General features: G+C 41.7%; 12 protein-coding genes. 2 read left to right on the top strand and 10 right to left on the bottom strand.

All coding sequences use genetic code 11. The features are described from left to right. Positions 1-125 precede the first annotated feature (125 nt). Together VB740_RS14140 and VB740_RS14135 are read right to left on the bottom strand one after the other, a co-directional pair. Positions 126-1,415 (bottom strand): tellurite resistance TerB C-terminal domain-containing protein, encoded by a 1,290-nt coding sequence (locus VB740_RS14140; protein WP_323200619.1) that lies wholly within the window; start codon positions 1,413-1,415, stop codon positions 126-128. Positions 1,416-1,577: 162 nt separating this feature from the next. Then, positions 1,578-2,918, bottom strand: a complete 1,341-nt coding sequence (locus tag VB740_RS14135; protein WP_323200618.1) for an ATP-binding protein — start codon at positions 2,916-2,918, stop codon at positions 1,578-1,580. Positions 2,919-3,019: 101 nt separating this feature from the next. On the opposite strand from VB740_RS14135, the gene VB740_RS14130 reads away from it, so the two are divergent. Next, positions 3,020-3,337 (top strand): TMEM14 family protein, encoded by a 318-nt coding sequence (locus tag VB740_RS14130; RefSeq protein WP_323200617.1) that lies wholly within the window; start codon positions 3,020-3,022, stop codon positions 3,335-3,337. Positions 3,338-3,385: 48 nt separating this feature from the next. On the opposite strand, the gene VB740_RS14125 is transcribed toward VB740_RS14130, so the two are convergent. From VB740_RS14125 to VB740_RS14110, 4 genes are all read right to left on the bottom strand, one after another. Continuing rightward, positions 3,386-4,243, bottom strand: a complete 858-nt coding sequence (locus VB740_RS14125) for a fructosamine kinase family protein (RefSeq protein ID WP_323200616.1) — start codon at positions 4,241-4,243, stop codon at positions 3,386-3,388. A gap of 110 nt (positions 4,244-4,353) precedes the next feature. After that, complete coding sequence (locus tag VB740_RS14120; RefSeq protein ID WP_323200615.1) at positions 4,354-5,634, bottom strand: pitrilysin family protein; 1,281 nt, start codon at positions 5,632-5,634, stop codon at positions 4,354-4,356. Between the two features lie 582 nt (positions 5,635-6,216). Further along, entirely contained in the window at positions 6,217-6,639 is a 423-nt protein-coding gene (locus VB740_RS14115; RefSeq protein ID WP_323200614.1) for a hypothetical protein, read from the bottom strand. A gap of 101 nt (positions 6,640-6,740) precedes the next feature. After that, on the bottom strand, positions 6,741-7,607 hold the full coding sequence (locus tag VB740_RS14110; RefSeq protein WP_323200613.1) for a zinc metalloprotease HtpX: 867 nt from the start codon (positions 7,605-7,607) through the stop codon (positions 6,741-6,743). A 313-nt stretch (positions 7,608-7,920) separates the two neighbouring features. Here VB740_RS14110 and VB740_RS14105 point away from each other — a divergent pair, with 313 nt between their 5' ends. Further along, positions 7,921-8,103, top strand: a complete 183-nt coding sequence (locus VB740_RS14105; protein WP_323200612.1) for a hypothetical protein — start codon at positions 7,921-7,923, stop codon at positions 8,101-8,103. Positions 8,104-8,115: 12 nt separating this feature from the next. Here VB740_RS14105 and VB740_RS14100 read toward each other — a convergent pair whose 3' ends face one another. The 4 genes from VB740_RS14100 to VB740_RS14085 form a co-directional block, all read right to left on the bottom strand. Further along, positions 8,116-8,781, bottom strand: coding sequence for a Uma2 family endonuclease (locus tag VB740_RS14100; RefSeq protein WP_323200611.1), 666 nt, complete (start codon positions 8,779-8,781; stop codon positions 8,116-8,118). A 123-nt stretch (positions 8,782-8,904) separates the two neighbouring features. Continuing rightward, positions 8,905-10,140 carry an LL-diaminopimelate aminotransferase gene (locus VB740_RS14095; RefSeq protein ID WP_323200610.1) on the bottom strand — a complete coding sequence of 412 codons (1,236 nt, stop codon included), beginning with the start codon at positions 10,138-10,140 and terminating at the stop codon, positions 8,905-8,907. A gap of 146 nt (positions 10,141-10,286) precedes the next feature. Further along, positions 10,287-11,642 carry an NAD(P)/FAD-dependent oxidoreductase gene (locus tag VB740_RS14090; protein WP_323200609.1) on the bottom strand — a complete coding sequence of 452 codons (1,356 nt, stop codon included), beginning with the start codon at positions 11,640-11,642 and terminating at the stop codon, positions 10,287-10,289. Positions 11,643-11,876: 234 nt separating this feature from the next. Further along, positions 11,877-12,438 (bottom strand): DUF4349 domain-containing protein (locus VB740_RS14085; RefSeq protein ID WP_323200608.1); only part of this gene is annotated, 562 nt, incomplete at its 5' end.

Here is a 12,438-nt window from a genome sequence, read left to right as displayed (position 1 = left end):
GTAACGCACCGAATCCCTGTTAATAGTGCGTTACGCTGTCGCTAACGCACCCTACATATCTTTTTAAAAATCAAACCGAATTCCTATATTTACCTTACTACTAATCTTACGACGGCAATAATAATTTAATTTGACGAAGTATGTCTAGCCATGAGGCTTTCATGAATTGCAATCATTTTTTTGACATGGGTAATATACTCCGGGTAAACTTCTACACTTTCCGAATCTGTGTTAATTATTAATTCACCAATAGTATCATTTGCCCGTTCATTTATTGAATCGATTAATAGATTCGGCATGGTGATGTTTGCTTCGGCAATTTTTTTAATGGCAGCCTTGGGATTATCTTGTTCGACTATAGCTTTTAATACTTGTAGCTCGTATTCTGGGAGTTTTTCTAAAAAATTAGTCCAGGCTTCAGGTATATTCTCTGATGCATCAACTTCCGAAGTGTCTATGACTGCTGGAGTTTCCATTAATTCAGAAAAAGGAAACAATTCAGTATCATCTTCTTTGAAATTATCAGAAAAAGGTTCTTGATTGAATGTTTCTAATTGTTGGAGTAATTCCCATACTTGATTTTGCAATGAATCTCGTTCTTCTTGCAACAATGAAATTTGCCCTTGCAACTGCTGTAATTCGGCTTTTTGTTCTGCGAGTTGAGTTTGTGAAGCATTTAGGATAGCTTGGATATTTTCTCTTTCGGTTTTTGTCGCTACTAGCAATTGATTTTTTTGGGTTGTCTCAACTTCTAACTCTTGAATTGTAATTCTCAGTTCGTAGAGTTTTTCTTCTAATTGGGGTTTGAGTCTGCCTAGAAGAGTTAAATTGCTTTCAACTTCTTGTTTCTCTTGCTGGAGTTCAGAAATTTGACTTTGCAAATGGGTGATTTCACTGCGAGATACATTACAGTTCGACTCTAAACGGCGTTTCTCTGCTGTGAGTATAGAAAAAGCATTGTTCAACTCTGCTTGGTTTTTCTGCAAGTTATTAATTTCAGTTTGCAGACTACTAATTTCGGTTTCTAACTGCTTTTTCTGCCCGGAAAATGTTCTTAATTCTCGATGTAGACTATCCCTTTGGTTACGGCTTTCTGTTACTTGGTTTTGTAGTTGCTGTGACTCTACATATAATAAATTATGATGTTCTTCGATTTGATTGATTTCTCTGACAACACGAGCCTTCAAACCCTCCATTTCTTTAATACGCTTGCGGAGAGAACCTAAAATAAACATTTCATAGTTTCTGCGTCGTTTATCTACGAATAATGCTGCTCCATAGATAGTAACGGCAGTAATTAAACCTGTGAGAAAGGCTTTATTAAAATCCCAGTTTGGAACAAGGCTAAGGCCAAAACTCACACTAAAGGCAACTATGCCCAAGATAAATCGATTGCTGATCATTACTGATTGCATATTGCTGGTTTTTAGCGTAGTTAGGTTATCAGAATAAGTATTTTTTAAGGACATTACCCCTCTTGTAGCCGTTCTGAAATTTCTAATTCTAGTTCTACTTACTGGTGCATAACATTGTTTTGTAAATAACAACCAAAAAGTGCAATCATCAATGAATTAATTTTAATGCGAAGTATTAGATGTATTGGTATTTGCATGAAAAAGTCTTAAATCTGCTTTTAAAAAATCAACAAACTGCCGTGCTGTGCGTCCAGAACGACCATTGTGGCGAGTTGCCCATTGTAATGCTTGATATTCCAAATCTTCTTGAGTAATATTGATTTCAGCTTGTGCCGCTAGATGCTGTACAATCTTTAAATAAGTTTTCTGATCAGCTGGTTCAAAGGTCAAGGTTAAACCAAAGCGATCGCTAAACGAAAGTTTCTCCTGCATCGTATCCCAGGCATGGATTTCCTCGTTATCCTTGGGGGTAGGTCTATCCACAAAAAACTCCCGAATCAGGTGGCGGCGATTGGAAGTAGCATATACAACTACATTTTGTGGACGCGCGGTTAAATTACCTTCTAAAACTACCTTGAGCGCTTTAAAGGCATCATCATCTTCTTCAAATGAAAGATCATCGACAAAAATAATAAATTTTTGTAACACACCCCGTAAATGTTCCACAATTTCTGGTAAGTCTTTTAAATCAGATTTTGCCACTTCCAACAAGCGGAGGTTGCGATTACTATATTCATTCAACAAAGATTTCACTAAAGAAGATTTGCCAGAACCCCGACTACCGTAAAGTAATACATGTAATGCCATCTCTCCTGATAATAAAAACTCTGTATTTTTCAGCAAAGCATCTTTTTGAGACTCATAACCTACAAGCGCACTCAGCTTAACTGGGTCAGAATACCGAATACCGATAAACTGCCCACCTTGCCATCGTAAAGCGCGATACTCTGCAAATAAACCAGAACCACATTGTCGATAATAAGCTGCTAACTCTTCTACAGCATCACCCCAATTGTCTAACTGTTGTAGATACGTAGCGAACTTTGTCTCTCCTCCTAGCAATTCTTGCTCTTTATACCACACTACTGGTGAAATCGGCATGTGAGCTACGCCTTGTATCCACTCACTCAAAGAAGCGCTGCTACATTCATAGAGACTTTGCAATATTTGTAAATCATGGCGAACTGCTGCTATTAAAGCTGGGGGCAAATCTTCAAATTTTCTTACTTCCGCAAGTCTTGTAAAAGGATTCTTAGACAAGAGAAGTTGAGTAATTAAATAGTCTTCCCAATTTTCATTTTTAGCAGCCAAAGCGTGAAAGTAACTGCCGTAGGCTTGCAGACAACCCCGGGCATCGGCATCAGTGTAACGTATAGCTTGCAACAGTTCCAGAAATGCCATCCCCACTTCGCTTTGGAGAACAGACTGGTACAGTAAAAGTGAGGCTGCTTGGCGTTGGAGATATTGAACCTTTGTATATGAGGAAGTACTTGCCATTGGCATCGCTTGATTTCCATCAATTAACTGTGTGATATAGCTAAATAGCTATGGTAAATTGTCTGCTGACCTTGGCAGTAAAGTCAAAATCTACAGATGTTTTAACAATGAATTTAAGTATAATTGCTGCTTTTGCCTACGGCATATTAGCGATCGCAGGAGGCATTATTGGCTACATTCAGGCTACAAGTAAGGTTTCGCTCATCAGTGGGAGCATTAGTGGTTTACTATTAATACTTGCGGCTTACTTTCAACTCCAAGGGCAAACCTGGGGTGCGATTTTAGCAGTGATAGTTACTGGTGTTTTGGTAGTCGTCTTTGCAGTTCGGCTAGCTAAAACACGCAAGTTTATGCCTGCTGGATTAATGACGATTTTGGGGATGTTGGCTTTGGCGGTGATGGTGAATCAAATTGTGGGGAATTGAGGGTTGAAATTTAAACGCAAAGGGGCGCGGAGGTACGCAAAGTTGTAGTTAACGCAAAATTTGGTCAATCATCCGGTTCGCCTGGGAAGCATAACCGCCGCCAAATAAATTGAAGTGATTCAAAATGTGATATAGGTTATAGAGCGTTTTTCTTTGCTCATAGCCTGGATCTAGGGGAAAGGCTTTGTTATAACCTTGGTAAAATGCTGCGGGGAATCCACCAAATAATTCTGTCATGGCTATATCAACTTCGCGATCGCCAAAATAAGTTGCTGGATCAAAAATCACGGGTTCTCCTGAGTTAGTACACCCGGCATTTCCGCCCCATAAATCGCCATGTACTAAGGAAGGTTGCACCTGATGCGCCAATAGTTTAGGGATTGCAGCTAATAATTTTTCTGAAGAGGGGAAATTTCCTCCCTTTCGCCTTGCCAACTGAAATTGATAACCCAGGCGATGTTTAATATAAAATTCTGTCCAGTCTGCTGTCCAAGTATTGATTTGGAGCGTGGAACCAATAGTATTGTTAATTTTCCAACCAAAACCTTGGCTACTGCTAGCTTGATGCATCGCCGCCAACTTGCGCCCCATCTCTTCCCACGAATTGCTACTGTTACCAAGTTCTAACCATTCCAACACGATGTAGCTAGAATTCTCAGCTACACCCCAGCAAATAGGATTTGGGGCACGAATACTAGCTGTTGCTAGCATTTCCTTTAAACCCATTGCCTCAGCTTCAAACATCGCAGCTTGGGATGCTTGGTTAATCTTAAGGAAGTAGGTTATCTCACCATTGGAGATAGCATAACCTTGGTTGATGCATCCGCCACCAACTGATCGCCGTTGCTGACTCTGAAATTTTTCGCCAGTCACCTGGCTAATATGGGTGTCGATTTGAGTCCACATTGTTAAATTGGGGATGAGGGAGCAGGGGGAGCAGGGGAGGCAGGGGGAGCAGGGGAAGAAGAATTGTTGATTAATTACCAATGCCCAATGCCCAATGCCCAATTTTAAATTTACGGCTTAACGACAACTACACCATAAGCATCTGGAGAAAGATACTCTTTGGCTGCTTGCATTAAGTCGGTTGCATCTTGGCTCTGAATATGATCTGGATAGTTAAAGGCGGGTTCTAAATCTCCCACCAAAGACTGATAATAACCATACAACCCAGAGCGATCGCTTGGTGTTTCATTGCCAAAAATAAATCTGTTAGCTACTCGCTGCCGCACACGGGCAATTTCTGATTCTGTGACTAACTCGGTTTGGACTGTGCGAATATGTTGAGCGATCGCATCCTCTACTTTAGCTAAATTTTCCACTGCACATTTAGCTGAAATGTAAAATGTCCCTTGCAGCTGATTGCTCATATTACTCACAGAAATTGAAGAAACTAATCCCCGTTCTTCTCGTAAATCCCTCACCAGCCTTGATGTTCGTCCGTGTCCCAAAATTCCTGCTAAAACATCCAGTCCATAGGTGCAATCTAACTGAACCATTCCTGGAACCCGCCAAAGCATCACTAACCTTGCTTGCTGGAGACTTTCATCTATGAATTCTCGACGGACAATTTCTGTAAATGGTGATTCAGTGGGGAGTGGGGAGTGGGGAGTGGGGAGTGGGGAGTGGGAAGTTTTATTAGCTTTTGTAAATCCTTCAGCTACGATTGCAATTAATTCTTCTACAGGCAAATTGCCCACAGCTACAGCAGTAATTGACTGGGGTTGATACCAACTAGTATGAAAATCCCGCATCTGCTGAGGTTTTAGTTCGGCAATCACCGATTCTGGCCCTAACACTGCACGGCGATAGGGTAGCTCAGTATACGCTGTTTCCATCGCCCGCCGAAATATACGCCGTTGGGGATTATCCTCTGAACGTCTAATTTCTTCTAAAACTACTAATCGCTCACGTTCAAAAGCATCATCAGGAATACTCGCATTGGATACTACATCTATTTGTAGTGGAGCAAGCTCGGCAAAATCTTTAGGGGCAGTGGTTATATAGTAATGAGTATAGTCTTGGCTAGTAGCAGCATTGGTAACAGCACCCCGTTCTTCAATTCGACGTTCAAACTCGCCGCTAGCCAGTCGTTCTGTTCCCTTAAAAATCATGTGCTCTAAAAAGTGAGCCATGCCGTTAATAGCATCAGATTCTACCGCTGAACCAACTTTAATCCATACGTTGAGGTTTACAGCTTCAACTGGCATTTGCTCCGCTATGATTGTCAAACCATTGGGCAACTGATGCAGGGTTGGAGCATTAAGGCGAGGAAGTTTCCGCAGGGTTGAAGTCATTGCTACTTGTATGAGGAGCTATGTTACCTCTTTATCTTATCCGTGACTGAAGAGGCAGGAGGCAGGGGGCAGGGGGCAGGGGGAAAAAGAGTTTAAGCCTTGTTTACTTTTCTTCACACAGTATCAACAAATGCGAACCCTAAATCAACAAATGCGTTGGCGTAGCCCGCCGCAGGCATCGCCAAAATAACTTTAGAAAGGGGAAACTAAAACATCTAATTCCCTCCCCTTTACAAGGCTACCGTGTACACACAAGTGCTGTCCACATACGTTTTCAACTCTTTTACCCACATCCTTGTCAGAGTTAAACTGTCACACTTACCGACATCCCGCCCAGAACTAAAGTTCAGGGCTAATAGCTGAAGTCCACTTAAGTGGACTGAACGAGCAATTTAGTCCACTTAAGTGGACTTGGGCTATGAGACTCGGAATTCATTCCGAGGCGGGATAGAAACGTAGTGCGAGATTTATTAATAAAGATATGGCTGCTATTGGCTGCGACAAGACTTGTGTGTACACCGTAGCCGACTAGGAGAGGGACAGACTTGAACTTTAATTCAAGACAGGGAGAGGTTCGTCGAACTAACGAGAGTAAGGATGATTGAAGGTTTCCCAAGCAGCAATAGCCGCCTTTTGCAAGCGCAAGCTGAAGTCTACTACATCTTTCATCATTAAGTGCCAGTTTCTCTCAGCTTCATCCTGAATTATCGCCCAAGAGTCTTCTAAGCGATCGCGTTCTTTCAGTTTCCTGCCTTCAATCAATTCTCGTGCTTGTCGCACAGCTTTCAAATAAGTTTCACGCGTCAAAGTATTTGCTGACTCCGCTTGGCTGCGTCTTTCTAGCGCCTCAATCAGCGCTTTGGTTTCGCGCTTCACTTCATCACTTTCGCCAGCCATTTCAGTTTCTACTAATTTGTCGGTTTTAGGACTAATTTCTACAATTACTAAGGATTCAGTAGATTCAATTACTGGCTTTCCAAAGGATTCGATGTTGTTATAAGTCATAGTTAAAACATCCTTAAATTGCAAAGCTTACTCTCGGATGAAAACTGCGTACTGGTAGTCATAAGCCATTGAAAATTTCACAAATGACTAATGACAAATGACTAAACCGTTGTTGGCAGCTGTTGCTCTAGTTTCAGTAATGCTGCAACTCGCTCCTCTGTAGCAGGGTGACTAGAGAACAAGTTACCCATAAACTGTCCAGAGATAGAATTAATAATTAATAACGGCTCATAAGCTGGATTAGCATTTAAAGGCATCTGCCTTGCTGAGGCTTCTAAACGTTGTAGTGCCCTAGCTAAGGCGCGGGGATTACCAGTTAATCTAGCTGAACCTGCATCAGCGGAGAATTCTCGTGTGCGTGAAATTGCTAGCTGAATAATCGTCGCAGCCAATGGCGCAAGCATTACTGTTAATAAAACGCCCATTGGATTTGCACCTCTGTTGTCATCTCGTGAACCACCGCCAAACCACAAGCTGTAACTCACCATTTGCGCTAGGAATGAGATAGCACCAGCAACAGTAGCAGCAACAGCTTGTGTGAGGGTGTCACGATTGATAATGTGAGTGAGTTCGTGGGCAATAACGCCTTCGAGTTCGTCTTCTGGCAATATATTCAAAATGCCTTCGGTGACAGCAACAGCAGCGTGTTCTGGATCGCGTCCTGTAGCAAAGGCGTTAGCACCTTGGCTTGGAACAATGTAAACTCTAGGCATGGGAATCTTAGCGCGATCGCTCAATTTTTGCACCATCCGATAAAGTCCTGGTGCTTCCCCTTCACTCACAGGCTGGGCACGGTATACTGCCAGGGCAATCTTATCTGATTGATACCAGGAAAACAGGTTTGTTAGTGCTGCTAAAACTATCCCTATTATCAAGCCACTAGTACCGCCAATTACCCAGTAACTAATTGCGATCAAAAGACCACTTAACGCAGCTAGCAAAACAGCCGTTTTCAATTGATTTGTCATATTTTCGCTCTCCTGCTGATGCTGTATTATTTTTCTATGAAACAGCATTAATTAAGCTACACTTTGATTGTATCCAGGTAAACTTAGATATATGGTACAGAAAACCTATCAGATAAGTACGGTTTTCCTACTTAACTTTTATAAATACTAATTATAGTTGTTTTTGATACTTGCTCTCTTGAAAGAGAATTTAATATTTATAGATACCATAAACGCATCTATCTATAGAAGTAAATTTTTTGTGGATGTTATTAATAGATAATTGCGAAAGTGCCTAGTTTACCGTCGTAGGTATCACATAGTTAGAGTAGCCGTGGCTGGTGAACGATGGGAAGTGGAATTTTTTGAGGATAGTTCGGTTGAGGTAGAACGATTTGTTAGTAGTGGAGAGATTAATGGGGAAGAGGTTTTTAGTGAGTTATTTGCTATGTATTCAGAACCAGAAAATCATTCTGCCAAACATACCCAAAATGCTAAGTTTACAACCAAAATGTGAAGCAATCGCACTTTATCTTCCCTGGTAAATCCCAAAATTACTAACCATCGCTTCCAATTCTTTCAAAGCTTGAAAACTTCCGGCTTGCCAACTACGTTCCACGGCAGCAGGGATAATCTGAGTACTAGCTATATCTGTAAAATTAGGACTGGTATTAGATTTTATGTATTTCCCATCTCTCAGCAAATAAATAGAAAGGTTTCCACTGTCGTAAACCCATAATTCTGGGACTCCAATGGCTTCATAAGCATCAAAAGTAGTTTTCGATGTGACATCAGTCTCAATCGCTAAATCTGGCGGCGGATCATCAGCTTGCAAGCGGCGATGACCAATCATTTGTTGATAATTTTGAATATAAAAGCAAGCATCAGGTTCAACTCCTGCTACACCTTGCCGTTTAAAAGTAGTGGAACCAAAAGGTTGGTATCTGATATTTTTAGCCTTCAGCAATATTTTGACAATATCAGAAATTAAATCTTTGGGAATTTCATGTTCTGGTAAAAGAGCCATAATTTCTAAAGTACCCTGGCTGTAGGCAATTCGTGTAGTTCTTTTTTCTCCCAATTCTTGTAAAATAGATTCAAATTCTTGCCAGCTAACATCTGGAATTGTCACTGTGCTACCAGGTGCTAACTGCATCTGGCTAACAGGTTTGAAAACGGGGATGGCAGCAGTCACGTCGCTTCGCTCCAATTGAAAATTCACAATTCAAAATCTATTAGGTTGCGGTGGATAACACAGCCCACCGTAACCTTTAGACTAATAGAATGAGTTTAACAAAAGCGACTAAAAGCGATCGCTCTACACCTTAAACTTCTCTGTAATCCGCTTCATCGCTTCTTCCACATTCTCCCGGCTGTTAAAGGCCGAAATGCGGAAGTAACCTTCACCCGCAGCACCAAAGCCAGAACCAGGTGTCCCCACAACGTTCACGGTTTGCAGTAACTTATCAAAGAATTCCCAACTGGATAAACCATTAGGAGTTTTCACCCAAACGTAAGGTGCATTCACGCCTCCATAAACTGATAATCCGGCCGCTGTGAGTTTTTCGCGGATAATTTTGGCGTTCTCTAAATAGAAACTAACCAATTCTTTGATTTGTGCCTGTCCTTCTTCAGAGTAAACCGCTTCGGCTCCTCGTTGGACGATATAAGAAACACCATTAAACTTGGTAGACTGGCGGCGATTCCACAGTTTCCACAATTCCACATCGGAACCATCGGCAGCTTTTCCTGTAAGTGTCTTCGGTACGACGGTTAACGCACAACGAGTTCCTGTAAAACCTGCGTTTTTGGAGAAAGATCGAAATTCGATCGCAACTTCTCTTGCACCTTCAATTTCATAGATTGAGTGAGGAAGCGACGGATCGGTAATATAAGCTTCGTAGGCTGCATCAAAGAAAATAATCGAGTTATTAGCTTTGGCATAGTCTACCCACGCCTTTAAATATTCCTTGGTAGCAGTTGCGCCAGTGGGGTTATTGGGAAAGCAGAGATAAATTAAATCAACTTTCTTTGAGGGAATCTCGGCGGTAAAGTTGTTATCAGCCGTAATTGGCAGATAAACTAAGCCTTCAAACTCGCCTTTATCGTTAGTATCTCCCGTATTTCCCACCATCACGTTAGTGTCTACATACACGGGATAAACGGGGTCAGTAACGGCAATTATGTTGTCATGACCAAAGATTTCCAGAATATTGCCGGTGTCGCACTTGGAACCGTCGGAGATAAAGATTTCGGAAGCATCTATATCGGCTCCCCGTGCTTGAAAATCTTGAGTTGCAATTTTCTCCCGTAACCAAGCGTAGCCTTGCTCTGGCCCGTAGCCTTTGAAGGTATTGCGATCGCCCATTTCTTCCACAGCTTTTATCATAGCTGTGCGGCAAGCCTCCGGCAGAGGTTCGGTAACATCACCAATGCCCAGCCGGATGATTTTAGCATCAGGATTCGCTTCTGCAAAGACATTCACCCGCCGAGCAATTTCTGGAAACAGATAACCCGCTTTCAGTTTCAGGTAGTTGTCGTTAATAGTTGCCATTATGTAGATTATGAAAAACGCCCTCAAATAGCTTACTGCTAATTTATGAGGGCGGGGAGTGGGGAGTGGGGATGAGGGAGCAGGGGGAGCAGGGGGAGCAGGGGAGGCAGGGGAAGAAGATATGATGCCCCATGCCCAATGCCCAATTAGACATTTACAGGCTGTTTATTATCGGCTGAATAATTGTTGCGATCGCTAATTACAAACTCCGTGAGCGATTCTTGTCCTGTAATCAATCTTGCTCCGCGATTACGGGTGAAATAGTTCCATGCCCATTGAATCATTACTACTAATTTGTTGTTAAATTCAATTAAGAAGTAGATGTGAATCACTAGCCAAAACAACCATGCAAAGAAACCTTTCAGTTTCATAAAGCCCAAATCTACCACAGCAGAATTGTGCCCAATCATCGCTAAACTACCATGATCAGTATAAGCAAAGGGTGGCAAATTTTTACCTGCAAGCCGCTGTTGAACTAGTGTTGCTACATATTCACCTTCTTGCTTCGCTACAGGTGCAACACCAGGTAGGGGTTTACCATTTTGATGAGAAAAATTTGCTAAGTCTCCAACTACAAAAATATTGGGATGTCCCTTAATACTCAAGTCAGGTTCAACAATAATCCGTCCAGCGCGATCGCACTCAGCATCTGTGCGTTCTGCTAGCACTTTTCCCATTGCTGAAGCTTTCACACCTGCTGCCCATAATACCGTTTTTGAGGCAATTTCTTTAACCTCATCACCTTGTTTGAGGGTAACAATATCATTTTCAATATTTGTCACCAGTGTTTTTGTCTGCACAACCACCCCCAACCGCGTCAGGGATGCTTCTGCTTCTTGTGATAACTCTGGTGCAAAGGGTGGCAGAATCCGATCCAAACCTTCTAATAACAAAATCTTGGCTTCTGATGTGTCGATGTTGCGGAAATCTTCTTTGAGGGTTTGATTTGCCAATTCTGCGATCGCACCAGCTAACTCTACACCAGTTGGGCCACCACCAACAATTACAAAGGTTAACCAAGCCCGGCGTTTTTCTGGATCTGTTTCTTTTTCTGCGGCTTCAAACGCCGTAAAAATCCGGCGACGCATTTCTATGGCATCTTCTACAGTTTTCAAGCCTGGGGCAAATTCTTCCCAGTTATCTTTGCCAAAGTAGGAATGCTTGGCTCCTGTGGCGACAATTAAAGTATCGTAGGCTATTGCTTCGTCACCCACAGTCACTTGTTTTGCTTCTGGATCAATATTATTCACCTCACCCAGCAGCACTTTTGTATTCTTGCTCTTACTAAGTACAGAACGCAACGGTGAGGAAATATCGGCAGGAGATAGCGCACCTGTAGCAACTTGGTATAGGAGGGGTTGAAATAGATGAAAGTTGCGTTTATCGATCAAAGTAACGTTTACTGCTGCCTTGGCGAGTGTTTTTGCCGCATACAGTCCACCAAAACCACCGCCAACAATAACTACTTGATGAGGTGGCTTATTGTCAAGTGAATTTACCATAAGAAATATTATCTAGTATTCCGACTATTGTAACTATTCTTAACAAATTTGTATCAAAATTGTCATCATATATTTTGTATTCCTGTTTACATTTGAAAAAGTTTTAAAGTAATTAAAACTACAGGATAAAGAGAAATTTTTCAGATAGAGGTGTAAACAATAAGAGTTAGCAATATTTGAATTACTCTTTGCTTATGTAAATTTATCAAGGGTAGATGTAAGATTTATGCAAGCTCACTCAGAAGTAGTTGATTCTGGTGCTTGTGTCAAACGTGGTGAATGAGTTCGCCGCCAACGCTTAAAGCCATAGATAAGAGCAACAAAAATTAACAAATAGGGACTGTAAACAATAAACCAAATACCCAGCTTGAGTAAGCCAACGGAAAATGAACTAAGGGAGTGGGTAGATTTGTTCCAAGTCTCCTGAACTTGCAAACCAAAGGCAGGTTGTGAACTAGTGCTAGAAACTGCTGCTTGTAAATTCAGCGTAATAGTGGAATAAGCAACTTGATTTTGTAGGCTTTTGAGTTGGGCATTAATTTGTTCTATCGTTTGCCTGACATTATTTAATTCTTGGGCAACACTAAGCACATCTCTAATAGAACCTGCGCGATCCATAATTTTTTGCAAATTGGCTTCAGTTTTCTGTAAATTGGTTAATCTAGCTTGGTAATCTACCAGGCGATCGCCCACATCTTCTGCCGTTATATTACGACTCTCAACAGTGCCCAATTTAGCTAGTTCTTCTAGAGAGGCAGTCCAGTAAAAGTAGTTGACAAGATGCACAGTTTTTGCG

Origin of the sequence: Nostoc sp. UHCC 0251, assembly GCF_034932245.1 — a bacterium.
In the GTDB taxonomy this organism is placed as follows: Bacteria; Cyanobacteriota; Cyanobacteriia; order Cyanobacteriales; family Nostocaceae; genus Nostoc.
The sequence above is the reverse complement of the archived record's forward strand: the minus strand, read 5'-3'. Positions and strand labels throughout refer to the sequence as shown.

Excerpts from the sequence above, each read along its gene's own strand:
- VB740_RS14140 (WP_323200619.1), bottom strand. The coding sequence starts at position 1,415 with ATGCAATCAGTAATGATCAGCAATCGATTTATCTTGGGCATAGTTGCC.
- VB740_RS14135 (WP_323200618.1), bottom strand. The coding sequence starts at position 2,918 with ATGCCAATGGCAAGTACTTCCTCATATACAAAGGTTCAATATCTCCAA.
- VB740_RS14130 (WP_323200617.1), top strand. The coding sequence starts at position 3,020 with ATGAATTTAAGTATAATTGCTGCTTTTGCCTACGGCATATTAGCGATC.
- VB740_RS14125 (WP_323200616.1), bottom strand. The coding sequence starts at position 4,243 with ATGTGGACTCAAATCGACACCCATATTAGCCAGGTGACTGGCGAAAAA.
- VB740_RS14120 (WP_323200615.1), bottom strand. The coding sequence starts at position 5,634 with ATGACTTCAACCCTGCGGAAACTTCCTCGCCTTAATGCTCCAACCCTG.
- VB740_RS14115 (WP_323200614.1), bottom strand. The coding sequence starts at position 6,639 with ATGACTTATAACAACATCGAATCCTTTGGAAAGCCAGTAATTGAATCT.
- VB740_RS14110 (WP_323200613.1), bottom strand. The coding sequence starts at position 7,607 with ATGACAAATCAATTGAAAACGGCTGTTTTGCTAGCTGCGTTAAGTGGT.
- VB740_RS14095 (WP_323200610.1), bottom strand. The coding sequence starts at position 10,140 with ATGGCAACTATTAACGACAACTACCTGAAACTGAAAGCGGGTTATCTG.
- VB740_RS14090 (WP_323200609.1), bottom strand. The coding sequence starts at position 11,642 with ATGGTAAATTCACTTGACAATAAGCCACCTCATCAAGTAGTTATTGTT.